Annotated in this window: 23 protein-coding genes; 9 read left to right on the plus strand and 14 right to left on the minus strand. The window is 69.2% G+C overall.

The features are described 5' to 3' along the window. Window positions 1-51 precede the first annotated feature (51 nt). The 4 genes from hxlB to ACX80N_RS09675 all read left to right on the plus strand — a co-directional run bounded on the left by hxlB (window position 52) and on the right by ACX80N_RS09675 (window position 3606). On the plus strand, window positions 52-627 hold the full coding sequence (gene hxlB / locus ACX80N_RS09660) for a 6-phospho-3-hexuloisomerase (RefSeq protein WP_459339206.1): 576 nt from the start codon (window positions 52-54) through the stop codon (window positions 625-627). Between the two features lie 46 nt (window positions 628-673). Further along, window positions 674-1297, plus strand: a complete 624-nt coding sequence (gene hxlA, locus ACX80N_RS09665; RefSeq protein WP_459339207.1) for a 3-hexulose-6-phosphate synthase — start codon at window positions 674-676, stop codon at window positions 1295-1297. Window positions 1298-1501: 204 nt separating this feature from the next. Further along, a complete protein-coding gene (locus ACX80N_RS09670; RefSeq protein ID WP_459339208.1) occupies window positions 1502-2119 on the plus strand; it encodes an FMN-binding negative transcriptional regulator in 618 nt (205 codons plus the stop codon). Continuing rightward, complete coding sequence (locus tag ACX80N_RS09675) at window positions 2116-3606, plus strand: amidohydrolase (RefSeq protein ID WP_459339209.1); 1491 nt, start codon at window positions 2116-2118, stop codon at window positions 3604-3606. The genes ACX80N_RS09670 and ACX80N_RS09675 overlap by 4 nt, the downstream gene beginning before the upstream one ends. 99 nt (window positions 3607-3705) lie before the next feature. On the opposite strand, the gene ACX80N_RS09680 is transcribed toward ACX80N_RS09675, so the two are convergent. From ACX80N_RS09680 to ACX80N_RS09700, 5 genes are all read right to left on the minus strand, one after another. After that, window positions 3706-4359: a class F sortase gene (locus ACX80N_RS09680; RefSeq protein ID WP_459339210.1), complete on the minus strand. Its 654-nt coding sequence runs from the start codon at window positions 4357-4359 to the stop codon at window positions 3706-3708. Between the two features lie 31 nt (window positions 4360-4390). Next, window positions 4391-4804 (minus strand): excalibur calcium-binding domain-containing protein, encoded by a 414-nt coding sequence (locus ACX80N_RS09685; protein WP_459339211.1) that lies wholly within the window; start codon window positions 4802-4804, stop codon window positions 4391-4393. Window positions 4805-4998: 194 nt separating this feature from the next. Beyond that, entirely contained in the window at window positions 4999-6126 is a 1128-nt protein-coding gene (locus tag ACX80N_RS09690) for a hypothetical protein (RefSeq protein ID WP_459339212.1), read from the minus strand. Between the two features lie 205 nt (window positions 6127-6331). Further along, window positions 6332-7417, minus strand: coding sequence for a CE1758 family FMN-dependent luciferase-like monooxygenase (locus ACX80N_RS09695; RefSeq protein WP_459339213.1), 1086 nt, complete (start codon window positions 7415-7417; stop codon window positions 6332-6334). 77 nt (window positions 7418-7494) lie between these two features. Then, complete coding sequence (locus tag ACX80N_RS09700; RefSeq protein WP_459339214.1) at window positions 7495-8154, minus strand: FMN reductase; 660 nt, start codon at window positions 8152-8154, stop codon at window positions 7495-7497. Window positions 8155-8366: 212 nt separating this feature from the next. Between ACX80N_RS09700 and ACX80N_RS09705 the strand changes: the two genes are divergently transcribed. From ACX80N_RS09705 to ACX80N_RS09715, 3 genes are all read left to right on the plus strand, one after another. Beyond that, complete coding sequence (locus tag ACX80N_RS09705) at window positions 8367-9602, plus strand: amidohydrolase (RefSeq protein WP_459339215.1); 1236 nt, start codon at window positions 8367-8369, stop codon at window positions 9600-9602. Window positions 9603-9705: 103 nt separating this feature from the next. Continuing rightward, a complete protein-coding gene (locus ACX80N_RS09710) occupies window positions 9706-10386 on the plus strand; it encodes a G5 domain-containing protein (protein ID WP_459339216.1) in 681 nt (226 codons plus the stop codon). A 42-nt stretch (window positions 10387-10428) separates the two neighbouring features. Continuing rightward, window positions 10429-11859, plus strand: coding sequence for an amidase (locus tag ACX80N_RS09715; RefSeq protein ID WP_459339217.1), 1431 nt, complete (start codon window positions 10429-10431; stop codon window positions 11857-11859). A gap of 171 nt (window positions 11860-12030) precedes the next feature. Here the strand turns inward: ACX80N_RS09715 and ACX80N_RS09720 are convergent, their stop codons facing one another. Then, entirely contained in the window at window positions 12031-12858 is an 828-nt protein-coding gene (locus ACX80N_RS09720; protein WP_459339218.1) for a nuclease-related domain-containing protein, read from the minus strand. A 239-nt stretch (window positions 12859-13097) separates the two neighbouring features. Here ACX80N_RS09720 and ACX80N_RS09725 point away from each other — a divergent pair, with 239 nt between their 5' ends. Further along, window positions 13098-13661 carry a 3'-5' exonuclease gene (locus tag ACX80N_RS09725; RefSeq protein WP_459339219.1) on the plus strand — a complete coding sequence of 188 codons (564 nt, stop codon included), beginning with the start codon at window positions 13098-13100 and terminating at the stop codon, window positions 13659-13661. Between the two features lie 13 nt (window positions 13662-13674). On the opposite strand, the gene ACX80N_RS09730 is transcribed toward ACX80N_RS09725, so the two are convergent. From ACX80N_RS09730 to ACX80N_RS09765, 8 genes are all read right to left on the minus strand, one after another. After that, window positions 13675-16188 carry an AMP-binding protein gene (locus ACX80N_RS09730; protein WP_459339220.1) on the minus strand — a complete coding sequence of 838 codons (2514 nt, stop codon included), beginning with the start codon at window positions 16186-16188 and terminating at the stop codon, window positions 13675-13677. Continuing rightward, entirely contained in the window at window positions 16185-17327 is a 1143-nt protein-coding gene (locus ACX80N_RS09735; RefSeq protein WP_459339221.1) for an ABC transporter ATP-binding protein, read from the minus strand. Before ACX80N_RS09735 ends, ACX80N_RS09730 begins: the two co-directional genes overlap by 4 nt. Continuing rightward, window positions 17324-19018 carry an ABC transporter permease gene (locus ACX80N_RS09740; RefSeq protein WP_459339222.1) on the minus strand — a complete coding sequence of 565 codons (1695 nt, stop codon included), beginning with the start codon at window positions 19016-19018 and terminating at the stop codon, window positions 17324-17326. The genes ACX80N_RS09735 and ACX80N_RS09740 overlap by 4 nt, the downstream gene beginning before the upstream one ends. Continuing rightward, complete coding sequence (locus ACX80N_RS09745) at window positions 19015-20037, minus strand: extracellular solute-binding protein (protein WP_459339223.1); 1023 nt, start codon at window positions 20035-20037, stop codon at window positions 19015-19017. Before ACX80N_RS09745 ends, ACX80N_RS09740 begins: the two co-directional genes overlap by 4 nt. Window positions 20038-20130: 93 nt before the next feature. Continuing rightward, entirely contained in the window at window positions 20131-20982 is an 852-nt protein-coding gene (locus tag ACX80N_RS09750; RefSeq protein ID WP_459339224.1) for an ABC transporter permease, read from the minus strand. Window position 20983: 1 nt separating this feature from the next. Beyond that, on the minus strand, window positions 20984-21964 hold the full coding sequence (locus tag ACX80N_RS09755) for an ABC transporter ATP-binding protein (protein WP_459339278.1): 981 nt from the start codon (window positions 21962-21964) through the stop codon (window positions 20984-20986). Window positions 21965-21978: 14 nt separating this feature from the next. After that, a complete protein-coding gene (locus tag ACX80N_RS09760) occupies window positions 21979-23214 on the minus strand; it encodes a LolA family protein (RefSeq protein ID WP_459339225.1) in 1236 nt (411 codons plus the stop codon). A gap of 165 nt (window positions 23215-23379) precedes the next feature. Then, window positions 23380-23640 (minus strand): GlsB/YeaQ/YmgE family stress response membrane protein, encoded by a 261-nt coding sequence (locus ACX80N_RS09765; RefSeq protein ID WP_105031099.1) that lies wholly within the window; start codon window positions 23638-23640, stop codon window positions 23380-23382. A gap of 147 nt (window positions 23641-23787) precedes the next feature. Here ACX80N_RS09765 and ACX80N_RS09770 point away from each other — a divergent pair, with 147 nt between their 5' ends. After that, a complete protein-coding gene (locus tag ACX80N_RS09770) occupies window positions 23788-24267 on the plus strand; it encodes a PGPGW domain-containing protein (protein WP_459339226.1) in 480 nt (159 codons plus the stop codon). Window positions 24268-24272: the final 5 nt, after the last annotated feature.

A 24272-nucleotide genomic window follows, 5' to 3' on the forward strand; every position in this document is an offset into this window, starting at 1 on the left:
CGGGGGTGATGGACTGGAGTCCGGACCAACCCCGAACGGCAGGAGCCCCTGATGACCGAAGCACCCGACGACCCCTCGGTGCCCGTCAGCCTGCGCCTGCTCCACCAGGAACTGGTCGGTGCAGCGGAAGGCCTGCAGGACGACCAGCTCGCCGCACTCGTCACGGAGCTCCAGCAGGCCGGACGCGTGTTCGTCACCGGGGGAGGACGCAGCGGGCTCGCCCTGCGCATGCACGCCATGCGCCTCATGCATCTGGGTCTGACAGTCCACGTTGTGGGTGAGACGACGACGCCGGCCATCGGCGACGGAGACCTGCTCCTCGTCGCGTCCGGTTCAGGCACGACGACGGGCGCGGTCGCCGCGGCCGGGACGGCAGCCGATGTCGGAGCGCGCGTGGCGGCCCTGACCACTGATGGCGCCTCGAAGCTTGCGAACCTCGCGGACTGCGTGGTCGTCATCCCCGCAGCCCAGAAGACCGACCACCGCGGGACGGCATCGCGCCAGTACTCGGGGAGCCTCTTCGAGCAGTCCCTGCTCCTGGTGCTCGACGCCGTCTTCCATACCCTCTGGCAGACCGAGGGCACCCCCGCCGAAGACCTGTGGCCGCGACACGCGAATCTCGAATAGCGCGCGCCGCACCCATTTACCGATTCCACCCAGCAAAGGACACCTCGTGAAACTGCAACTCGCCATGGACGTACTGACCGTCGAAGACGCCCTCGAGCTCTCCGGGAAGGTCGCTGAGTACGTCGACATCATCGAACTGGGCACTCCGCTGGTCAAGAACGCGGGCCTGTCCGCCGTGACTGCCATCAAGGAAGCCCACCCGGACAAGATCGTCTTCGCCGACCTCAAAACCATGGATGCCGGCGAGCTCGAAGCCGACGTCGCCTTCAAGGCCGGCGCGGATCTCGTGACCGTGCTCGGCGTCGCGGACGATTCCACCATCTCCGGAGCGATCAAGGCCGGGAAGGCCCACGGCAAGGGCGTCGTCGTCGACCTCATCGGCGTCGACGACAAGGCTGCGCGCGCCAAGGAGGTCACCGCCCTGGGCGCCGAGTTCGTCGAGTTCCACGCCGGCCTCGATGAGCAGGCGCAGGAGGGCTACGACCTGAATGCCCTGCTCACCGCCGGCAAGGAGTCCGGTGTCGCCTTCTCGGTCGCCGGCGGCGTGAAGCTCGCCACCCTCAAGGACGTTCAGGCATCGGGTGCCGACGTCGCCGTGGTCGGTGGTGGCATCTACAGCGCTGACGATCCCGGCCAGGCCGCGAAGGACCTGCGCGACGCCATCGGCTGACGTTACCCGCCGGGCAGCAGTGCATGATCAGGAAGGCCGGTCCGCAGGGACCGGCCTTCCTGGCCGGTATCGACCAGGCGCAGGCAGGGCAGTCACGCAGGTGGGTGCCCCGCCGTCGTCGTATCTGCTGAAGCCTCACATGCTCCAGAGCTCCGCGCGGACGTTCCTCTCATCGAGCCAGTGGGGTGTGACAGAGTGGCTGGCATGCGCCACACGCCCCATTTCGTCCTGTCCGACGTCGGCGAGGTCAAGAGACTCGTCCGCGAGAATCCGTGGGCGACGCTCGTGTCCTCACCGGCCGGTGGACTCGTGGCATCCCACTATCCGGTGGTGCTCGAAGAGACGTCCGACGACAGCATCAGCATCGTCAGCCACGTCGGCCGCCCCGACGAGCAGCTGCACGAACTCGGTGACCACGAGGTGCTGCTGATCGTGCAGGGGCCGCACGGCTACATCTCGCCCGGCTGGTACCCCGAGGACCAGATCATCCCGACGTGGAACCACGTCACCGCGCACCTGTACGGCAGGCCGGAGATCCTGTCCGACGAGGAGAACTTCCGGGTGCTCGGGAAGCTGGTGGATCACTTCGAACACGCCATGCCGGCGCCGAGCTCCCTGGCCCTGGACGTCGAAGGATCACGCCGCGTCGCCCGGGGGACGGTGGGGATCCGCCTGCGGGTCACCCGCTTCGACGCGCGGCTCAAGCTCAGCCAGAACAAGGCTCCCGCAGTGGTCGACCGGATCGTGGACGAGCTCGAGCACGGCGCGCACTACGCGAATCCCGCCCTCGCCCGGGAGATGCGGCGGGTGCACGACGCATGACGGGCGAGATGGGTGATGTCCTGCTGCGCTCCGCGCGGCTCGTCGGGGGATCGGGTCAGCCACTCGACGTCCTCGTGGAGGACGGGATCGTCACGGCGGTCGGTGCAGATCTCGACGCCGGAGAAACCCGGCAGCTCGATCTGGGTGGGCGATGGGTGGCACCGGGGCTCTGGGACTCCCACGTCCACATGGACCAGTGGGCCCTCACGCGCCAGCGTCTCGACCTGTCCTCGGCCACCTCCGCCGCCGGTGCGGCATCCCTCGTCGCCGAGCGCCTGCAGGCGAAGCCGCCGCAGGCGGGTCAGCCGCTCATCGGCTACGGCTTTCAGGACGGACTGTGGCCGGACGCCCCGACGCGGGAACTGCTCGACTCGGTCAGCGCCGATGTGCCCGTCGTCCTCGTCAGCAAGGATCTGCACGCGGCGTGGCTCAACACGAGCACCCTCGTCCACCACGGGCACGCAGGCCACCCGACCGGGCTGCTGCGTGAACAGGCCGCGTTCGACGTCAACGTGCGGGTCAGTGCGGTACCCGAGGAGCAGCTCGACGGATGGGTGGCAGAAGCGGTCGACGCCGCGGCCGCCCGGGGTGTCGTCGGTATCGTCGACCTCGAGATGACCCTTTCCATCGACCGGTGGGCGCGACGTATCGCCGGCGGTTCGCGCGGCCTGAGGGTCCGCGCCGGCGTGTACCCGCACGATCTCGAGGCCGTCATCGCACGGGGCCTGCGCACAGGGGACGTCATCGAGGGCACCGACGGCCTGGTGACGATGGGTCCGTTCAAGATCATCACGGACGGGTCGTTGAACACCCGCACGGCGTACTGCCACGATCCGTACCCCGGACTCGAGGGCGCCCACGAGGGGCAGGGCATCCTGACGATCGATCCGGACCAGCTCGTCGGGTACCTCCGCCGCGCGTCGTCGGCCGGCCTCGTCCCGGCGGTCCATGCGATCGGCGACGCGGCGAACACTCTCGCACTCGATGCGTTCGAGGAGGTGGGTTGTGGTGGAAGTATCGAGCACGCCCAACTCGTCCACGAGGCCGATTTCGAGCGGTTCGCACGTCTCGGCGTCGTCGCCAGTGTCCAGCCGGAACATGCGATGGACGACCGTGATGTCGCTGATCGCTATTGGCCAGGGCGGACGCACCGGGCCTTCGCCTTCGCGAGCCTGGTGGCCGCGGGCGTGACGATCACCCTCGGTTCGGATGCGCCGGTCGCGTCACTCGACCCATGGGTCTCGATGGCCGCCGCCATCTCCCGTGCACGGGACGGTCGGGAACCCTGGCACGCCGAGCAACGCGTGCTGGCGTCGGTCGCTCTTGCGGCGTCGACCGACGGGCGGACGACGCTCCGGGTGGGGTCCGTTGCCGACCTCGTCGTGACGGACACGGATCCGCTCGTCGCCACCGGCGATCAACTGCGGTCGTTCGATGTTGCGGCAACCATGCTCGGAGGCCGCTGGACGCACTTCACCCTCGACTGACACCCTGAGTGCTTCCGCGGTCGACGGTGCCCGGGTCCGGCGGTACAGATCTTCCTCGACGCCGCCTGGCGCCATCCGCTGCGGTCCATGACGTCCCGCCTATCCGGCGACGAGTGTCGCGTAGACGACGTAGTTGTCGTCGAACCGACCCGTCTCGGGGTCGAAGCCGTCACAGGTGATGAGGCGGAGTTCGGCACCTTCGGTGTTGCCGTACACCTCCTGCGTCGGGAAGGCGTCCTTGGCGTATTGCTCACCGCGCTGGAACTCGAAGGTCGCCGTCGTGCCGTCCGCGCGCGTGACAGCGATGGTGTCGCCTGGCCCCATGTCCCGAAGCTGCGCGAAGACCCCCGGTCCGCCGTCGGTCGCATTGACGTGTCCCAGGAGCACGGCCGGACCGCGCTCACCGGGTGTGGGGGACAGGTTGTACCAGCCGGCAGGCGCGCCGGGGTCTCCCGGAGGAACCTCGAGGGTGCGGTCGGGCTGCAGCCCGAGCGACAGCAACTCCGTCGTCGTCCCGGTCGACGGGATGGTGAGGGTCTCCGGTCGTGATGCCGGCAGGACCGGAGGCTCCGACGTCGCTGCCTGTTCCTGGTGGGCGCCGGGTGTGGCGGTCGGTGCCGCGCTCTCGGACCATACGGGGTGGGGCGTGGGGCGGTCTGCTGACGGCTGTCCGGCACAACCGGTGAGCAGCGTAGCGGCGATCGCCGCAGAAGCCAGAGCACTTCTGCGGCGATCGCGTGCTGAACCCGCCATCAATGTCATGCGGTCCGGTCGGGGAGGTGGGTCAGGCCCGGGCCTCGCGACGACGGACGACGAACGTGCTGCCGGCGACTGCCGCGAAGACGAGGCCTGCACCGAGTGCCAGGGACGGTGAATTGTCCGCCGGCTCCTGCGCGACGCCGGTATCGGCACCGCCGACGGGCACCTGCCCGACCTGGGGTTCCGCCCCGCGGATCTCCGTGGTGCCGCCCGGGACGAACTCGGGGCGGTAGACGTAGAGGTCGCTCTCGCAGGCGACGCCGTCGCCGTCGACATCGAGGGCCGTACTGTAGGCCGGTGAGCCGACCGGGATGTTGTAGACGGCGGCTGCGGCGGCCTCGTCGCAGCTCGAGTACGGGAAGGCATGGGCCGGCGCTGCTGACAGCGCGGTGAATGCCGCTGCCGCACCCAGGGTGATCGTCGCGGTGCTCTTCTTCATGGTTGCCCCCTTGCACGATACGAGATGCTTCCGGCGACTGACATCGCCGGAGCGGATGACAGGAAAAGGTATAGCACAGGGATCATCCGGGCGGGCGTGTGTCTGGAACCGTCACAGCTCGGTCGTCGGCGAGTTCGTCCTCGGAAAGCTCCTCTTCGGGCGTCCAGTGGGTGCGGGTCGGGACCCGTCGCCGCCTACCTTCGAACGAGCTCGAAGGGCGACTTTGCCGCTCCGGTCCAGCGGTAGAGGTCGAGCACCGCAGTCTGCCGGGTGATGCCGTCCTCGACGACGCGGCCCTGCGTGGCGATGTAGAAGTAGCCGTTGCCAAGCGACTCCATGCCGACGTCTGCGGTGAAGTTCCAGCCACGGATGCCCGTGGGCTCGTGGTGGAGGCCCTGCTGGAGGAGGGGCAGGAGCAGGCCTTCCTCGTAGGTGGGCTGGCCCTCGAGGACGCCGCGCGTGGGGCGGGAGGCGCCGTCGACGGCGAAGAGCGAGTAGTTGGGGAACTGTTCCTTCACGCCCTTGTAGACGCCGAGGAGCCAGGTGTGGGTGAAGGCGTCGTAGTTCAGGTTCTGCACGCCGTAGGTGGTGTTGCCGGTACGGACGAAGTACTTGCCGTCGGTGGTGACGGGGCCACTGGTGTGCGGGGCTGTCTGCGTGAGGGGCCGCTCGTATTTCTTCCAGCCGGCGACGTCGTACTGCAGCAGCACCTGGTGGTCGTTGTCGGGGCGCTCGGTGTTCGAGTAGACGCCGTAGGCCACCGTGAGGAGCTGCCTGCCGTTCTTGCGGCCGAATGCGGGGCCGAAGGAGACGCCGTCGATCCCGCTGCTGCCGTAGCGGTGGTCCGGGGTATCGGCGATGTTGCCGTCGAACACGCCGTCACCGTCCATGTCCGCGGTGAAGTCCTGCACCACCTCGTCGAGGTAGACGGCGGTGACGATGCCGTCCGTCTCCGCGTCCATGTCCAGCCCGGTGATCCGGTCCACGTCGAAGATGGCGATGTAGAAGGACTCGGCCTCCTTGTACTCCAGCGACCCGTAGACGCGACCGTCCTTCTCATTGAAGTCGAGGTCGCCGAGGTGCCCGGTGAAACCGGTGACGGTGCCGAGCACGGTGCCGTCGAGGTCGGTCTTCACGAGCATCGAGGTGAAGGAGTAGTAGACCACCTCGTTCTCCGTGTCGACGGCGATGCCCTGCACATGGCCGGCGGGCCAGGCACCGCCGTCGACCGTGGCGGGGAAGTCCTCGACGGCGGGCTTCGCGGCGCCGGTCACGAGGACTGCGGACAGGAGAAGGGGAATGGCGCGGACGATTGCTTTCACGGGAGGTCTCCTCGTCGGGCAGCGTTGGTGTCGGTTCCACGCTGTCGACGCCGGGCCACTGGCGGGTGGAGTCAGCGAAGCCCCGAGATGAATAGCCCGCGAAGGCTCGAGGCGGGGTGCAAGAGAAGGAGGCGCCGGTCGGTCGACCGGCGCCTCCTTCTCGTCCGTCAGCCCTTCGGACCCCGAGGGGCCCTACGACGGGAACTCAGGCCGGAGCCGGGACCGGGTTGGCCTTGCGGGTGGTGTGGACCGGCCTGTCAGGAACGTGAGTCGGGCGGCGTTTCGCGAACTCAGCGCGCAGCTCGGGCAGGACCAGTTCGCCGAAGAGGTCCAGCTGGTTCAGCACGGTCTTCAGTGGCAGGCCCGCGTGATCGATCAGGAACAGTTGGCGCTGGTAGTCGCCGAAGAACTCCTGGAAGGACAGCGTCTTCTCGATGACCTCCTGCGGGCTGCCGACTGTCAGCGGCGTCTGCGCCATGAAGTCCTCCATCGACGGTCCGTGGCCATACACGGGTGCATTGTCGAAGAACGGTCGGAACTCCTTGACGGCATCCTGTGACTTCTTCGCCATAAAGAACTGTCCACCCAGGCCGACGATCGCCTGGTCCGCCGCTCCGTGGCCGTAGTGGGCGTAGCGTTCGCGGTAGAGACCGATGAGCTGCTGGTAGTGCTCCTTGGGCCAGAAGATGTTGTTCGCGAAGAAACCATCACCGAAGTAGGCGGCGATCTCGGCGATCTGCGGGGTGCGGATGGCGCCGTGCCACACGAAAGGGGCGACGCCGTCGAGCGGGCGCGGGGTGGAGGTGAAGTTGCGTAGCGGAGTACGGAACTTCCCTTCCCAGTTCACGACGTCGTTGTCCCAGAGCTGGCGCAGCAGGTGGTAGTTCTCGATGGTCAGCTCGACACTGTCCTGCTGGTTCTTCCCGAACCACGGGTACACCGGCCCGGTGTTGCCGCGTCCGAGGATCAGGTCGACCCGACCGTCGGCGAGGTGCTGCAGGGTGGCGAAGTCCTCGGCGATCTTCACCGGGTCGTTGGTGGTGATCAGCGTGGTGGAGGTCGAGAGGGTGATCCGCTCGGTCTGGGCGGCGATGTATCCGAGGATCGTCGTGGGGGAGCTGGCGTAGAAGGGTGGGTTGTGGTGCTCGCCGGTGGCGTAGACATCCATCCCGATCTCTTCGGCCTTCTTGGCGATGGCGACGGCTGCTTTGATGCGTTGGTTTTCGGTGGGGATCTCGCTGGTGAGAGGGTTCCGCGTGATGTCACTGACGGTGAAAACGCCGATTTCCATGGTTACTTCCTGTGGGTTGGATGCTTGTTGCTGGGCCGGCTCGGGGAGCCTGTGGTCGACGCCGGAGGGCGGGATGGTCAGCGGTTCGAGGAGTGCTCCGGTGCTTGCGTGCGCTGTCCGGCCGGTTTCGTGATGTTGGCCAGGAGGTCTTCGAACGGCAGTGAAGCGAGAGGCTCTTCGGGCGATCGGGGTGTTGAGGATGCCCCGGTCATCTCAGCCAGTTCTCGCGCAGCCCGGCGAACCCTCTCGTCCAGGGCCGGCTCGTCGTCGTCGCCCGCACCCCAGTCCTGCGGAGACGCATACACCGCGGTGGGAACCACACGCGCCCGCAGGTAGGAGAAGAGCGGACGCATCGCGTGGTCGAGCATGAGCGAGTGGCGGGCGCTTCCTCCTGTCGCTCCGAGGATGACGGGCATCCGCCGCAACGCGGTGTTATCGATGACGTCGAAGAGCGACTTGAGCAGTCCACTGTAGGACCCGGAGAAGACCGGGGTCACCACCACCAGTGCGTCGGCTTCCGTGATCTCCCGCAGCATCGAGGCCAGGGACGGCGGAGCGAAACCGGTGACGAGGTTGTTGGCGATGTCGACGGCGTAGTCGCGCACCTCGACAGTAGTGACGGCCACCGACTTCCCGCGGGTGGTCAATTCCTCACGAACCGCGTGCGAGAGCTGGTCGGCGAGCATCCGACTGGAGGACGGGACCCCGAGGCCCGCGCTGACGACGGTGATCTTCATGGTGACGCTCCTTCTTCTTCATGCATATGCATGTACCCTACTCAACCCGGGCGGGCAGGGATAAATTCCGCTCCACCGCTCCCGGCATCATCGGGCATCGACCGCGCCGTCGTACGACCGTCACCGCGTAGGGTTCCCGCGCTCGACGACGCCCACCGATGTGCAGGCCCTCGTCGACTAAGCTCCGATATCGAACCCTCCGGAAGGACACCATGACCATCGACAACGCCGTCTTCGAGCTCACCGACGCGCACACCACTGCCATGCACGAGCTGTACCGGCACCTGCACGCCCACCCCGAGCTGTCCATGCAGGAGACGCACACGGCCGCGTTCATCCTCGAGCGGCTGGGGCACCTCGGGCTGGATGCGTTCATGTGCGGCGGGACCGGCGTCGTCGGGGTCCTGCGCAACGGCGACGGGCCGGTGGTCGCCTTCCGCGCCGACACGGACGGGTTGCCCATCCAGGAGGACACCGGACTGGACTACGCGAGCACGACGACGGGCGCCCTCGCCGACGGCACGGAGGTCCCCGTGATGCACGGATGTGGCCACGACACCCACGTGACCGTGGCACTCACCACCGCCCAGCTCCTGATGGAGAACTGCGACGCCTGGTCCGGCACTGTGGTGTTCGTCTTCCAGCCCGGCGAGGAGATCGGCGAGGGTGCAGAGGCCATGGTCGAGGACGGACTCTGGGACAAGGCACCGCGGCCGGACATCGTCTACGGGCAGCACGTCTGGCCGGGCCTCGCCGGCACCGTGAACATCACCAAGGGCACGGCGATGGCCATGGCCGACTCGTGGAAGGTCACGGTGCTCGGGAAACAGGCGCACGGATCGCAGCCCGAGCAGTCGATCGACCCGATCGTGCTCGGCGCGCACATGGTCGTGCGGCTCCAGACCGTCGTCTCCCGCGAGGTGCATCCGATGAAGTCCGCCGTCGTCACGATCGGCACCTTCCACGGCGGGCTGAAGGAGAACATCATTCCGGCGTCGGCCGAGTTCACCCTCAATGTCCGCACGTTCGACGTCGATGTGCGCGAGCGCGTGCTCGCTTCGCTGCGGCGCATCATCAGTGCGGAGGCCGCGGCGTCGGGCGCGCCGGAGCCGGTCATCGAGGAGATCACGAGCTTCCCCCAGTGCTACAACGACCCCTCCTCCACCGAGGACCTCATCACCGTGCTGGGCGGGGTGCTCGGTGAGGACGCCGTCATCGAGGCGCCGCCGGTGATGGGCAGCGAGGACTTCGGTCTCCTGGCTGCGGCGATCGGCGTCCCGAGCGTCTACTGGTTCTTCGGTGGGCACCCGCAGGAACTGCTCGACGGCGACGGCCAGGTGCCGGGCAACCACTCGCCGTTCTTTGCGCCGGCGATCGAGCCCACGCTGACCACCGGCGTCCGGGCGGCGCTGGCAGCTCTGCTGTCCAAGGTGGGGACCGGCGCGTAGGACCCAGGGCTTCTCCAAGCCTGCGCCAAACCTGCGGGAGCTTGAGACGCGTTATCCGCATACTGAACGAAACACATCTGCGTTCACGAATATGGGGATAAGCATGTCTAGGTCCGTCCTGTCCAAAACCAGGCTCTGCTCGGCGCTCCTGGGAGTCGGGCTGCTGGCCCTCACCGGTTGCGGCGGAGGGTCGAACGCATCGCTGGTCGAGGTGGCGGACACCATTGCTGCGCCGTCCGCTTCAGCCACCCCGAGTCCTTTGCCCAGTGCTCCGCCGATGCCCGCGTCGACTCCGAGCCCCGCACCGACATCGACGCCCGAGCCGGTCGTGACCGTCCACGAGGAGTGGGTGGAAGAACCTGTGGCTTTCACCTCGCGACGTCAGGACGATCCGAATCTGGATCGCGGCGTGGAGGCGCTCGCAATCGTGGGAGTCGCGGGGGTCAAAGCGACCCGCTTCCAGGTGACCCTGACGGATGGCGTCGAGACAGGGCGCGTGCCCGCAGGTGAGGAGATGCGCGTGGTACCGGTGCAGGAGGTCATCGCCGTGGGCTCGAAAGCGCCCGTCGTCATCGCGCCTCCCGCTCCGGTGCAAGCCGCCGTACCCGCTGCCAGCGGATGCGATCCGAACTACGAAGGCGACTGCGTACCCATTGACAGCGACGTCGACTGCGCCAGCGGAAACGGCAATGGCCCGTCCTACGTCCAGGGTCCTGTACGCGTCGTGGGTACTGATATCTACGGTCTGGACGGCAAGGACGGCGACGGGATCGGCTGCGAATAGCTGAGTTCATCGTCCCTCGCGCGGAGTCGCTAGGGTCGAGGAATGATCTCCGCATCGACACACGATGTCGCCCCGATCCTGCAATTGTCCGCCGTCGAGCTGACCGGCGCCATCCGGCGTCGCGAGGTGTCCGCACGGGAAGCGCTCGAGGCGCACTTCGAGCGGATTGACGCCGTCAACGGCGTGCTCAACGCCGTCGTCACGGAGGATCGGGAACGCGCCGCAGCGCTCGCAGCCGCAGCGGACGAACTGACGGCGTCGGGTGCGCAGTTGCCGCCGCTGCACGGTCTGCCGATGACGCATAAGGACACGCACAACACGAAGGGCCTGCGCACCACGCAGGGGTCGATGGCCTTCCGGAACTTCGTCCCGACGTTCGACGATTCGATCATCAGCCGCCTGAAGAGCGCCGGCGTCGTGACGACCGGCAAGACGAACGTCCCGGAGTTCGCCGCCGGCGCTCACACCTTTAACGAGGTGTTCGGGACGACGGTCAATCCGTACGGCACCACCCGGAGCGCGGGCGGCAGCAGCGGGGGAGTGGCCGCCTCGATCGCAGCGCGGATCCAGCCGCTCGGCGACGGCAGCGACATGGGTGGTTCGCTCCGCAACCCGGCGTCGTTCTGCAACGTGGCCGGATACCGTCCGTCGATCGGGGTCGTCCCCTCCCTGCCGACCCGCAACGCCTGGGCGTGGCTGAACCGCGCCGGACTGATGGCGCGCGAGGTCGGAGACATCGCCCTGGGTATGACCGCGATTGCTGGGGCGGATCCCGCCGTGCCCTACGCCTATCCGGTGTCGGGCTCGTTCGCAGCGCCTCTGGAGCGCGACCTGACCGGTCTGCGGATCGGCTGGTCCGCAGACTTCGGACTCGGTGTGCCCGTGGACCGTGAGGTGCTGCGGGTGCTCGAGGGGCAACTGCAGGTCTTCACCGATCTGGGCGCCGTGGTCGAGGAAGCCGCGCCCGACCTGCGCGAGGCCGATCTGGTGTTCCGGACGACGCGCGCCTTCGACTTCGTGCTCGGTCTCGGCGGGATAGTCAAGAAGCACGGCGAGACGATCAAGCAGGAGATCCGGTGGAACGTGGAGCAGGGCCTGCAGCTGACCGCGCAGGACATGGTCGACGCCGCCCTCGCACGGACGCGGCTCGATGCCAGCGTGCGCCGCTACTTCGGGAAGTACGACGTCTTTGCGAGCCCCACCGCTCAGGTGCTGCCGTTCGACGCCACCGAGCGGTATCCGACGTCCGTCAACGGCGTCGAGTTCGAGACGTACGTCGACTGGATGCGCTCCGCGACCCTGATCTCGGCGACGGGCCTGCCGGCGGTGTCAGTGCCGGCGGGCTTCAGCGAGAGCGGGCTACCGCTCGGGCTGCAGCTGGCGATGCCGCACGGCAGCGACGTGGAGCTGCTGCAGGTGGCGTATGCGTTCGAGCAGGCGACGGGTTGGGCGAAGCGGGCGCCGGAGCTGTAGGTCGAGACCGGCAGTAGCTAAAACCGTCCGCTACTTCGGGAGCCGGACGATCGAAGGATCAGTTGCGTCGATCGACGCTGGGGTGCATGCTGCTGCTGCCCGCGCGAGGCACGACATCCAAGGCCGTCGGGCAAGGCTGGGCAGCACGGAAAACTCTCGGGTCGCGAAGCGTCAGAAGGACGGCAGCACGCCGGCAACCGACGCGAAAAAGGCCACCGGAGCGGCCAGGAGCCAGCCGATCCGCCGTCGTCGTGCCTGCTCCACGAGCTGGTGCAGTGCTTCGAACGGGCCCACGATCTCCGCCGCGTCGCGGAGGACGGGCGTGGTACGCCGCCAGGTGGAGGGTTGCGCAGCGGCCGCCGACAGGAGGGCCACCTGCTCGGGGGAGTAGACGACCGGCCGCCGGGTGATCCAGCGCAGCAAGTGACCCTGCGTGAGCACCGAGACCGTCCGGTGCTTCTCCTTGACCGTCACCTGACGCGCGCCGACGACGACGATTCCGGCGGTAGCCACGACGTTCTGGCGGACCGCGGCCGAGAGCAGCTTCCCTGCCCGGGTCGCCTCGTGCTCGGAATTGCGGACGTACGGGTAGCGGGTCCCGGCGACCATGAAGGTGCCCTTCGCCGTCCAGATGTTCTGGCCGGGGTGGCGTTTCGTATTGATCGTGAAGATGCCCGTGGGGCCGATCACCACGTGGTCGATGTCGGCCGACTTCTCACCCACGGGGACGGCGTGCAGGACCGTCCACTCGGGTCCCAGCGAGGCCAGAGTGCGACCGGTGGCGCGCTCGCCCAGCGCGCCCCAGTACCAGGGACGGCTCTCGGAACTCAACGGGTGGACCCCCAGGACGCGCGCGAGAAGCCCGCGCTCGGTGCTCCGGGCGTGGGTGTCGAGGAGCTCCTCCATCACGGACTGCCCGGGGATGCGCCGCTTGAGCAGCCCCAGCGTCGCGGGCTCCACGTACGCGGCTTCGCCGTCGAGCGGTACGGCGGCGGTCATCGCCGGTGTCCGATGGTCATGAGAGTCCCCTTGCGCGTCCCGCGCGAGCTGAGCCTCGCCGGATACCACGAATCTATCGGCCGCGGGGCCGCTGCCGGTCCGCCGCCCGCACGGGTTCGAGGCAGGATTCCGTCAGGGTTTCCGCACCTCGCGGACGCCGGCGCTGCGGGATCGTGCGATCTGCGGCCGGTAGGCTGTCGGAGGCCGCGGAACCAGCGGTGGGGTCTTCAGGGGGAACAGTGCACGGTCTCAACTTCACGGCTATCGACTTCGAGACCGCGAACAGCAAGCGCGGTTCGGTCTGCGCCGTCGGCCTCGCGAAGGTTCGGCACGGCGTCGTCGTCGACTCGGCGTCCTGGCTGATCAGGCCACCTCATGCGGTGGGGGAGTTCGCGCCGCGGAACATTGAGGTCCACGGCATCCGCCCTGCTGACGTCCGGACGGCTCCTCGCTGGCCCGAGAGCCTGCAGCGTATCCAGGCGTTCGCCGGCACCGACTCGTTCGTGGCGCACAACGCCTCCTTCGACCGGTCCGTGCTGCGGGGTGCCTGCGCGGAGTCGGGCCTTCCGGCACCCGAGACGGCGTTCCATTGCTCCGTCCATCTTGCACGGCGACTCCTCGCCCTCGAGTCCCACAAGCTGCCGGATGTCGCGAAGGCCCTCGGCCTGGGCGCGTTCAGGCACCACGACGCGGGGAGCGACGCCGAGACGTGCGCGTCCGCCGTCGTCGCCATCGCGCGTAGGCACGCGCTGCACTCCCTGGACGGGCTGTGGCCCGCGGCGCAGCCCGTGCGGTCCCGGTGACCCCCGGCAGGACCTACGACGCGAGGATCGGGGCCCTGCGCCGCCTCCATCGTACGAATGCGACGGGCGCCCACCGGCACAGCGCCCAGTAGCCGACCCCGACCGGCAGGCATCCGACGACGGCGACGACCTGGCCGAAGGGCATCAGCATCGGGTAGACGAGCCAGTGCGTGAGGTAGATGTACAGCGACGCCGCGGCGAGCCAGCCCGTGACGCGGCGCAGGATCGACGGCACGGGCAGCGCCGGCACCCACGTGATGAGCAGCAGGCCCAGCACGATGGTCACCTCACGGAGCGGCTCGTCGAAGGAGCCCGGCACCGTCAGCGCGGCCAGGGCCGACACCAGCAGCCGACGCCGGGTGTCGCCGGCCCGTGCGACCGCCCACCCGAGTACGAAGAGCCAGAAGACGGGGAGGGGCTTGGGCAGGCCGGGATCGACGATGTCGTACCGGCTGAGCAGCGTGACCGCCAGGAGACCCAGGGTGAACGCGAACGGCGCGCGGCGCTCGAACCGGTCCACCCAGGGGACGGCCAGCAGGAGCATGACCGCGACGAGCACGTAGACCAGCATCTCGACGAACCAGAAGTGCCACTCGCTGGTCACCTCCTGCGGCCCCACCATGCCGTTGAGCAGGAGGATGTTGGCGACGCTGTAGTTGTCGGTGAGGACATAGGCCACCGCGATGAAGGCGACCGACGGGACGACGATCCTCGCCAGGCTCCGAGCATGGCGCCGCAGCCGCTCGGGCCGGTTCCCGGTCAGCTGGAAGCGGGCGAAATTGAAACCGGCGACGACGAACAGCAGGTGCGCGGTATGGAACGTGAACAGCTCCACATGGGCGGCGACGATGCAGATGATCGCGACGGCCCGCAGCACGATCGACGGTTCCAGGAAGGAGATGAGCCGCCGGCGCCGTGGCCTGCTGCGGCCGGACAGTTCGCCGACGGGCAGGAGATGCCAGTTGGCGGGCAGCGGCCCGAGGGCGGCCTCGAGCCGGACGGACAGTGCCACGTAGGAGAGCGAGTCACCGGAGAGCGAGACGAAGGTGTCCGTCGCACGCACATCCGCACGGTCGAGGCATTCCCCGAAGATCCGCGGCACGTCGGCGGGACCCTCCTGCTGCCGTCCTCCGTCGGCAGGAGGTACGACCTGCGCGGCCGCGAGGTTCCGGACGGCGGGATAGTCGATCTTGCCCGTGGGCAGCCGGGGCAGGCGCTCCACCGGATGCAGCGCGACCGAGGCCCGGGGCAGTCCCAGGTCGGTGGCGAGCACCTTGGACAGCAGGGCCGTGTCGTGGTCGCCCTCGACAGCGATGACCAGGCCGTCGTCGTCGGAACCGGTGGCGGCGGTGGTGGCGCCCAGGTCGGCGAGGATCCGTTCGACCTGCCCGAGGTCCACCCGCAACCCGGCGATCTTGACGAACCGGCTGCGCCGGCCGACCACCTCGTAGAGGCCGTTCGGGTGCCGGCGGGCGAGGTCCCCCGTCCGGAGTTCCTGCAGCTCGCGCCCGAGCGCGAGGTCACCCGGCCCTTCGGCATAGCCCAGCATCACGTTCGGGCCGGTGTAGACCAGTTCCCCGGCGGGAAGGCCGTCGACGGGATCGATCCGGAAGGAGCCCCCGGGGACCGGCACCCCGATGGTTCCCGGGTGCTCCGCCGCCAGGTCGGGGGGCAGGTAGGCCATCCGTGCCGTGGCCTCCGTGGCCCCGTACATGACGAAGAGGTCCCAGCCCCGCCGCTGGCCGGTCTCCGCCCAGGTCCGCACCTTCTCCGGAGCGAGCCGCCCGCCCGCCTGGGTGACGTAGCGCAGGGTCGGCAGGTCCATGTCCGCGAAGCCCACCCGCTCGAGCAGGTCGAAGCTGTACGGCACGGCGGCGAAGGAGGTGGCACCGCGCTCGCGGAAGAGGTCCCAGAAACAGGGGTCGACGACGGACAGGTCCGTGAGGACGAGACTGGCCCCGCCGGCCAGATGGCTGTTGACCACCGACAGGCCGTAGCAGTAGGAGAACGGCAGGGTGGTGGCGGCCCGGTCGCCGGGGCCGATGCCCAGGTACCCGGCGATCGACCGTGCGTTCTCCTCGAGGTTGGCCCGCGACAGCCGGACCAGTTTCGGGGAGCCCGTGGACCCCGAGGTGCTGAGCAGCAGCGCGAGATCGGGGTGCAACTCGTGCCGGGTGCCGGGCCACCGCTCGTCGATGGCGAGCGAGCCGTTCCCGGTCCGGAGCACCACATCGGGCTCGTACCCGGAGACGAGGGACTCGAGCGCAGCGGGCTTGTCCGCCGGCACCACGAGCAGCGGGTGGCCGGCCGTGATCGCCGCCAGGTAGGCCACGAGGGTCTCCACGTCGTTGCGTGCCGCGAGCAGGACCAGGCGTCGCTCCGTGCCGAGGCGCGCAGCGACGTCGTCGACCCGCGCTGCTAGCTCGCGGTACGAGAGGGCGCCGTCGGCGGTGAGGACCGCGGGCCGGTCGCCATGGCGGGCGAGGTCGGTGAACGTGGCCTCGGAGAGGTCCGGGTTGAGGCTCACGGTGCCACCGCCATCCTCGGGGCGTTGCCGGGCGGCGTGGTGACGGCCCGATCACCCACGAGCAGCGTGGGCGAGGTGCCGGCGGCCACGGTCACCGTGACGGGTGTGCCGACGGGGTGGCGCACATCGTGGGGCTGCCAGGAGCGCAGGGTCCGTCCCGAGGCGAGCCGGACGTGGTGCAGGACGAACGCCCCGTGGTACTCCACCGCGGACACCCGCGCGGTGGCGTCCGCCGAAGGGCTGAGGGCCACCTCGTGGGGCCGCAGCACGACGTCGACGTCCGCGTCGCTGTCCGCCCAACCGGAGACCGTGGAGACGATCCCGATCTCGCAGGTCAGCAGGGCGCGGTGCACGTGCGCGGGGAGGAAATCGGCGTCACCCATGAAGGAGGCGACGAACCGGGTGGACGGCCGTTCGAAGACCTTCTCGGGAGAGTCGGCCTGTTCGATCAGGCCGTTGTTCATAACGACCACGCGGGTGCCCACGGACAGGGCCTCGGTCTGGTCATGGGTGACGAGCACCCCGGTGGTGCCGGTCTCGCGCAGCGTCGTCACGGTGTCCCGGCGGACCTGGGCGCGCAGCGACTCGTCCAGGCTGGAGAACGGCTCGTCGAGGAGGACGACGGCGGGCCGCGGGGCCAGTGCGCGCGCCAGGGCGACGCGCTGCTGCTCGCCTCCCGACAGCTCGTGCGGATAGCGGTCGGCGAGATGGGTCAGCTGGACGAGGTCCAGGAGTTCCCCTGCGCGGGATCGGCGCTCACCGCTGCGCAGGTCGTGGAGGCCGAACTCGACGTTCTTCCCGACCGTGAGGTGCGGGAAGAGGGCATGGTCCTGGAAGACGAGCCCCACCCGCCGGCGCTCCGGTTCGACGAAGCGGCGGGTGTCCGCGACGACCCGCCCGGCGACGGTGATCGTCCCGGCGTCGGGCCGTTCCAGCCCGGCGACCAGCCGCAGCGTCGTCGACTTGCCGCAGCCCGAGGGGCCGATCAGCGTCAGGAGTTCTCCCGGGGGAACGACCAGGTCCATCCCCTCGACTCCCCGGGCCGATCCGTACCGCTTGGTCACTCCCTCGAGGGTGAGCGCGGGAGGGGCGCCCACTGCGTCGCGACCGGCCGGCGCACTCTTGGTCTGGGCCGTCACTGTCCTGCCTTTCCGGGAACCGTTCGATGGGCCTCGCGCCGTCGGGTCTGACCGACGAGCACGAAGACCGGGATGATGGCGACAGCCACGATGACCAGGGCCGGGAGGGATGCCTTCTCCCAGAAGTTCTCCCGCGCGAGCTCGTACACCCACACGGACGCCGTGGTGAAGCCGAAGGGCCGCAGGAGCAGGACGATCGGCAGTTCCTTGACGGCATCGATGACCACCAGCATCAGGGCCACGGCGACCCCGGGCCGGGCGAGGGGCAGATGCACCCGGCCGAGCATGCGGCGCGGTCCGGCACCCAGGCTCAGGGCGGAAGCCGTGAGGGTGGGGGAGATCTTCTCGAGGCTCGCACTGACCGACTGGTAGGCAGGGGCGAGGAAGCGGATGACATAGGCGTAGAGGATGCCGACCACCGAACCCGTCACGATCAGCCCGGTACCCCCGGGGACGCCTGCGCGCTCCAGCCCGGCGTCGAGGGCGGCGAAGGACAGCAGGACCCCGATGCCCACCACGGCGCCGGGTACCGCGTACCCGAATGTCGTCAGCTGCGCCGCCCCGGAGACGAGCCGGCCGCCGCCCAGCCGGATGGCGTGACCGACGGACAGGGAGAGGCCGACGCACACCAGGGAGGTGACTCCTGCCACGAGCAGGCTGTTGGCCAGGTACTCCGCGAACCTGGGATCGGCGAGGAACGACGCATCCGAGATGACCTGCCCGACCGCCCACACCAGGAGCTGTGTGACGGGGATCAGGAACCCGGCGGACAGGGCCGCCAGGCACAGGGCCGTCGCGGCCCAGGCGCGCGCTCCCCGCAGGCCCTCCGGCTCGAAGCCCTGCCGCCGGCCGCCCTGCTGGTGGTAGCGCGCCCGCCCGCGCAGGGCCCTCTCCGCGACCAGCACGGCCACGGCGAACAGCAGGACGAGGACGGCGAGCCGGGTGGCGGCGTGGAAGTCGAACGTGCCCTTCCAGACGAGGTAGACCCCCACGGAGACGGTCTGCACGTTGAAGTACTGCACCGTGGCGAAATCGGTCAGTGTCTCCATCATCACCAGGGCCAGCCCTGCGGCCAGGGACGGCCGGGCGAGCGGCAGCACCACCCGCCGAAGCGCCCGGCCCCGGTTCGCTCCGAGGGTGCGTGCCGCGTCGTAGGTACCCATGGACTGCTCGATCAGCGCCGAGCGGGCCATGAGATAGACGTAGGGGTAGAGCGAGAGCGACATGACGATGATCGCGGCGGGCAGCGACCGTACCTCGGGAACCCACACGTCGGCCCCGAACACGGCGCGCAGGAAGGACTGGACGGGCCCGGCGACGTCGAAGACCGAGAGGAAGACGAACCCGAGGACATAGGCGGGCATCGCCAGTGGCAGGACGAGCAGCCACACCAGGAGATTACGCAGCGGGAAGCGGTAGGCGGTCACCAGCCAGGCCAGGCCTCCGCCCACCACCAGCGACCCCGCACCGACGCCGAGCATCAGGGCGAGGGTGGTGAGGATCATCTGCCCGAGGTCCCGCGGGAGGGCGGCGCTGTTGCCGAGGCCGTCGACGACGACCGCCAGGACGGGGGTGGCGACGACGGCGGCCACGGTGACGACCAGTGCCGACCACGCGGGACGCCCGACTCCGTGGGTCCGGGGGCGTCGGCGGGGCGGCCGCGGTTCGGCGAGCGCCGCCGTATCGGTCACTTGTATCCGGCCTCGGCGAGCAGGTCGACGGCGTCGGCGTTCAGGGTCCCGTAGGCCTCGGCGTTCAGCGGCATGCGCTCGAAGTCGCCGAAGGTGGCGATGACCGGCTCGGGTTCGACGGCAGGGTTGACGGGGAATTCGTGGTTGGCGTCGACGAAGGCGTTCTGTCCGTCGGTGGCGAGCCATTCGAGGAGCTTCTGCGCGTCCTCCGGGTTGTCCGATCCCTGCACTACGCCGGCACCGGAGATGTTGACGTGCGTCCCGGCACCCTCCTGGCTCGCCCAGTACAGGTCCACCTTCAGGTCGGGGTTCTCCGCCAGGGTTCGGGCGAGGTAGTAGTGGTTGTTGATGCCGACATCGCATGTCCCGGCGTCGATGGCCTCCAGGAGGAGGACGTCGTTGCTCAGGATGGAGACCTCGTTGGCCACCCAGCCGCGCACGATCTCGAGGGCCCGCTCCCGGCCGTGGAGGTCGATCAGGCTTGCCACGAGGGACTGCGTGTAGGCGGAGGTGGCGTCCCGCATGCACAGGCGGCCCTTCCACGTCGGATCGGCGAGGCCCGCGTAGGTGTCGACCGCGTCGAACTCGGCGGGATCCACGGCGTCGGGGTTGTAGGTGACCGTGCGTGCGCGCAGGGCCAGTCCGTACCAGCGGCCGTCCGCGTCGCGGAGGTCCTCGGGGACGGCCTCGTCGAGCACGGCGGAACTGGTGGGGGCCAGTTCGTCCTGGCGCACGCCGTTCCAGAGGTTGCCCGCGTCGACGGTCATGAACACGTCCGCCGGGGTGTCCTCACCCTCCGCCTTGAGGCGCTCGAGGAGTTCGGCGTCGTCGCCGCTGATGAACTCGACGGTGATGCCGGTCTCCTCCGTGAACTGTCCGAAGGCACCCTCGAGATCGTAGTGGCGCGCCGAATAGATCTGGAGGTCCGCGGACGAACCGCCGATGGCGCTACACCCGGTGAGTATCGATGTCAGTGCGGTCAGTCCAACGAGGGTGGTCGTCAGGGGGCGCAGGTGCATCAGGTCTCTTCTCGGGCCGTGGGGGATGTCCGTCGAACGCGAAGGGCTCGACGACCAAGGGTAGCCTAAGTTAAGAACGCAGAGCCATTCCGGCTAGCTCAGGATGTCCTTGGTGCTGAACCGCCCGTACGCCAGCGTGCCGAACACGGCGATGTAGCCCAACTGCAGCAGGGCGTTGTCCGCGAAGGAGGTCCACACGATCGGCTCCCTCAGCAGGTCACCGAACCCCAGCCAGTAGTTGGTGAACAGCCACGGGTGCAGCCATTCGAGCTGGGGGAGGGCGCCGAGGATCTGCGCGACGGCAGCCAGCGCGGCGGTCGCCGCCATGGCCCCGACGGGGATGGTGGTCAGCGTCGAGATGAACAGGCCGATGGCGCTGAGGCCCATGAGCGACACCGTCACGTACAGGGCGAGCAGCAGCAGCCGCACGAAGTACCCGGGGATACCCACGGTGTCCCCGGAGAGCAGGGTCACCGGACCCACCGGGAACAGGAGCGCCCCGATGATCGCACCGGTCACGACGACGGTCAGGGTCGCCACGAAGCAGAACAGGGCCGCCCCCGCGTACTTCACGAGCAGCAGTCGGAGGCGCCCCGCAGGCGCCACGAGCAGGTAGCGCAGCGTGCCGAGATTGGCCTCGCCGGCGATCGTGTCACCGGCCACGACGCCGATGGTCAGCGGCAGGAACAGGGGGATCGCGACGGTGAGCGCCGTCAGCGAGACGAACAGGCCGTTCTGCGTGATGCTGTTGAGGAAGGCCGGGCCGCGGCCGCTCGCCGCGCCGTCGGAGGAGACGCGGACGACGACGGCGATGAGGATCGGGATCAACGCCAATGCACCGATCATCGCCCAAGTGCGGAGCCTGCGGAACAGGACCGTGATCTCCGAGACCACCAGCGTCAATCCGAGGGACCGACGCCCGCGGGCGGGCCGCACCTGCGCCATGTCAGCCGGCAACGTCGAACCCCTCTCCCGTCAGTGCGACGAAGCGGTCCTCGAGGGACGCGCCGCTCACCTCGAGACCCCGCACGCGCACGTCCGCGCGGACGAGGGCGGCGTTCACCGCTTCCGGCTGCAGCCCGGGCACGGAGAGCTCGGCGGTCACGACGTCGTCTCGCCCGTGGGGCTCGGGGACGAGCCCGAGTCCGCTGAGGATGCGGCGGGCGTCGGCGGGATCGGGCGTGGTGATGCGGACCCGGGCGGTGCCCTGGGACCGGAGGTCGTCGAGCGTGCCCTGCGCTACGAGCCGACCGGCGCTCATGACGGCGATCATGGTGCACATCTGCTCCACCTCGGCGAGCAGGTGGCTGGAGACGAAGATGGTGGTGCCGTCGTCGGACAGGGACCGGATGAGGTTGCGCACCTCCCGCGTGCCCTGGGGATCGAGCCCGTTGGTGGGCTCGTCGAGGATCAGCAGGTCGCGTGGTGCGAGCAGGGCGTTGGCGATGCCCAGGCGCTGCTTCATGCCGAGCGAGTACGCGTGGGCCCGCTTCTTCGCCGCGTGGCCGAGGCCCACACGCTCCAGGGCTGCATCCACGCGCGCGTTCCGGGTGGAGGGGGAGGTGTGGCGGTCGGCGGCATCGAACCGCTGGAGGTTCGCGCGCCCCGAGAGGAACGGATAGATCGCGGGTCCCTCCACGAGGGCTCCCACCCGCGGGAGGACGGCGCGGGCGTCCTTCGGCATGGCGCCGTCGAGCAGCCGGATGTCGCCGCTCGATGCCGCGGCGAGACCGAGGAGCATGCGGATGGTGGTGGTCTTGCCCGAGCCGTTGGGGCCCAGGAAGCCGAATACCGTCCCGCGGGGGACGGCGAGGTCCACGCCGTCGACGGCCCGCTGCCTACCGAAGACCTTGGTGAGTCCGCGCGTCTCGATCGCCAATCCTGTGGCGCCCTCCCGCGCGGTCCGCTCGTCGTGGGCGGACCGCACGGGCACTCCCGCGGTCACCGCTGGGAGGCGGCGACGAGCTGGTCGACGCCGACGGCGCCTGCGAGGATGCGGCCGTCGTCGGTGACCAGCACCGAGACGAGCGAGGTCTGCAGTGCGCGGCCGCCGTCCACCTGGGTGAGTGCCTGCTCCAGGAGGGCCTGAGCGCCTGCCACCTCGTCGGGATCCATGCCGGGCTTGATCTCCATGATCTCGCCCATGCCCGCGGTGTCACCGGTGCCGAGGTCGAGACCCAGTCCGCCGGCGGTCCCGGCGGGAAGCTCGACGATGGTGCTCCAGCCCTCACCGATGACGGTGGGCTGCTGCCCCTCTGCGGGCATCTGGGCGGGTGAATCGGCCGGCGCCTGCCCGGCCTCCAGCTCGGCCCTGGCATCCAGTTCGGCCCTCGCCTCGTCGGCGGTCGGTGCTTCCGTGACGGTGGCACCTGTCGGCGGAGTGAACTCGAAGATGTCGGCGTCGGGGGCGCCGAAGTCCACGGAGCTGAAGCCTGCGGAGAACGCCGGCTCCTCCTGGCCCTTGGCGAGCACGGTGACGTTCAGCGGGACGCCGGTCTCGGAATCGACGCTGACGGTGATGGAGCCGACGAGGGTCGCCTCGTCCTCGGGGGTGAGGACGAGCTCGTAGGCGCTGCGACCGGCCACGCGGCTGGTGCCGTCCACCCTGATGTCGGTGCTGGGATCGATCGTGGCGAGGACCACCTCGGCGACCTCGGCAGGCGTCCGGGGAAGATCCTGCAGCTCGGGGTACTCGGCCGACTTCTCCTGCAGCTTCGCCTCGAGTTCGGCCTTCGCCGCCGCCTTGTCCGGCAGCACGGCGTGGGCGGCCTCGTTGGACTCGGAGTCGTAGTACCAGACATCGTTCCCGTTGACGACGACGTCGCGCTGCGCCAGCTGGTCGAGCACCTGGACACGTGCCCTGTCCGTCCCGTCCACGTACACCTGGGCCGTGTGCTCCCCGGTCAGGAGTTCGAGGGCCATGGAGGTCGGGTCGGAGCTGGAGGTGCGGCCCGGGGCGTCGACCGCCCCGAGATCCGGGAGGCCGAGGTCGGAGGACTGCTCAACGGTGCCGGAGTAGGCGTCGTCGGTGCTGGTGGCGACGAACTCGAGGAGCTCCTGCGCGGTCTTCGCGGGCAGCTGCGGTTGGGCTTCGGCGACAGCGGAGCCGCTGACGGCGGCGGTGACGATGACGACCGGAACGATGCCGGCAGGAAGCCAGCGCCAGTTCTTGTTCATGATTGAGCCTTCCGAACGGATCTGTGCCCCATCTGGCGCCAACGCTACACCTGCAGGCTGGGAGTTGGGCACGGGTACATCGGAGAACGAGCGGGGCGGCCGGGACGTGCCCCGGATACGAGAGAAGGGCGGCCGAAGCCGCCCTTCCCGTGGAGTGCAGAGCTCCTAGCGCGTGACGCGGCGGCGGCCGGCAACCGACTCGGCCACACCGATCAGCAGCACGGCGGCGATGACCGACACGATGAAACCGAAGACGTTGAGCTCGAAGATGTCGCCCGTGCCGAGCAGGCTCGCGATCGAGCCGCCGATGACGGACCCGACGAGGCCGAGCAGCAGCGTGGCCACCAGCCCCAGGTTCTGCTTGCCGGGCTTGATGAGGCGTGCAAGGGCGCCGATGATGAGCCCCGCGACGATGAAACCGATCATGATGAATCTCCTTGTACTGGGCCCGCTGTGCGCGGGAAGCCTGGAGTCCTGGTGGTGGCAAGGGTGTGGCCCGGGTCTGCCGGGCGTTGCCAAGGACGGCTCTTGCATCAAGGATAGAGGAATGCGAAGCCTACTGAGTAATTGGTGATGGCAGGACCCGAGCGCCGCCGTCCCCGGGGCGCCCGATTCGCGGGGCGGACGAGGCCCCACGGCGTCAGCCGCATCGTCGGGCTGGTGGTCGGCTGGCTGCTGGTGCTGATCGGGTTGGCGGCCCTCGTGCTGCCCGGCCCCGGACTCCTGGCCCTCGTCGCGGGGCTCGCCGTGCTCGCGCAGCAGTACGAGTGGGCGCGGCGCTGGCTGCAGCCCGTCAAGCAGAAGGCCTTCGCGGCGGCGGCACAGGGTGTGAGGACCAGGACGGCCATCGTGCTCAGCTTCACGGGCGCCCTCGTGCTGATCCTGCTCGGGGTGCTGTGGGGAGTGAATCCGCCCATGCCGTCCTGGTGGCCGCTCGACGAGCGCTGGTGGCTGCCCGGCGGGTGGAGCGTCGGTTCGAGCCTCATCCTCTCCGGGGTGCTGGCGGCCGGGTTCATCGTCTACAGCATCCGGCGCTTCCGGCCCCAGCACTGACGGGC

The organism is Arthrobacter sp. MDT2-16 (assembly GCF_054510925.1).

What these genes read in the sequence shown, in the direction of transcription:
- hxlB (WP_459339206.1), top strand. Translation starts at nt 52, where the DNA reads ATGACCGAAGCACCCGACGACCCCTCGGTGCCCGTCAGCCTGCGCCTG.
- ACX80N_RS09670 (WP_459339208.1), top strand. Translation starts at nt 1,502, where the DNA reads ATGCGCCACACGCCCCATTTCGTCCTGTCCGACGTCGGCGAGGTCAAG.
- ACX80N_RS09675 (WP_459339209.1), top strand. Translation starts at nt 2,116, where the DNA reads ATGACGGGCGAGATGGGTGATGTCCTGCTGCGCTCCGCGCGGCTCGTC.
- ACX80N_RS09680 (WP_459339210.1), bottom strand. Translation starts at nt 4,359, where the DNA reads ATGGCGGGTTCAGCACGCGATCGCCGCAGAAGTGCTCTGGCTTCTGCG.
- ACX80N_RS09685 (WP_459339211.1), bottom strand. Translation starts at nt 4,804, where the DNA reads ATGAAGAAGAGCACCGCGACGATCACCCTGGGTGCGGCAGCGGCATTC.
- ACX80N_RS09695 (WP_459339213.1), bottom strand. Translation starts at nt 7,417, where the DNA reads ATGGAAATCGGCGTTTTCACCGTCAGTGACATCACGCGGAACCCTCTC.
- ACX80N_RS09700 (WP_459339214.1), bottom strand. Translation starts at nt 8,154, where the DNA reads ATGAAGATCACCGTCGTCAGCGCGGGCCTCGGGGTCCCGTCCTCCAGT.
- ACX80N_RS09705 (WP_459339215.1), top strand. Translation starts at nt 8,367, where the DNA reads ATGACCATCGACAACGCCGTCTTCGAGCTCACCGACGCGCACACCACT.
- ACX80N_RS09710 (WP_459339216.1), top strand. Translation starts at nt 9,706, where the DNA reads ATGTCTAGGTCCGTCCTGTCCAAAACCAGGCTCTGCTCGGCGCTCCTG.
- ACX80N_RS09715 (WP_459339217.1), top strand. Translation starts at nt 10,429, where the DNA reads ATGATCTCCGCATCGACACACGATGTCGCCCCGATCCTGCAATTGTCC.
- ACX80N_RS09720 (WP_459339218.1), bottom strand. Translation starts at nt 12,858, where the DNA reads ATGACCGCCGCCGTACCGCTCGACGGCGAAGCCGCGTACGTGGAGCCC.
- ACX80N_RS09745 (WP_459339223.1), bottom strand. Translation starts at nt 20,037, where the DNA reads ATGCACCTGCGCCCCCTGACGACCACCCTCGTTGGACTGACCGCACTG.
- ACX80N_RS09750 (WP_459339224.1), bottom strand. Translation starts at nt 20,982, where the DNA reads ATGGCGCAGGTGCGGCCCGCCCGCGGGCGTCGGTCCCTCGGATTGACG.
- ACX80N_RS09760 (WP_459339225.1), bottom strand. Translation starts at nt 23,214, where the DNA reads ATGAACAAGAACTGGCGCTGGCTTCCTGCCGGCATCGTTCCGGTCGTC.
- ACX80N_RS09765 (WP_105031099.1), bottom strand. Translation starts at nt 23,640, where the DNA reads ATGATCGGTTTCATCGTCGCGGGGCTCATCATCGGCGCCCTTGCACGC.
- ACX80N_RS09770 (WP_459339226.1), top strand. Translation starts at nt 23,788, where the DNA reads ATGGCAGGACCCGAGCGCCGCCGTCCCCGGGGCGCCCGATTCGCGGGG.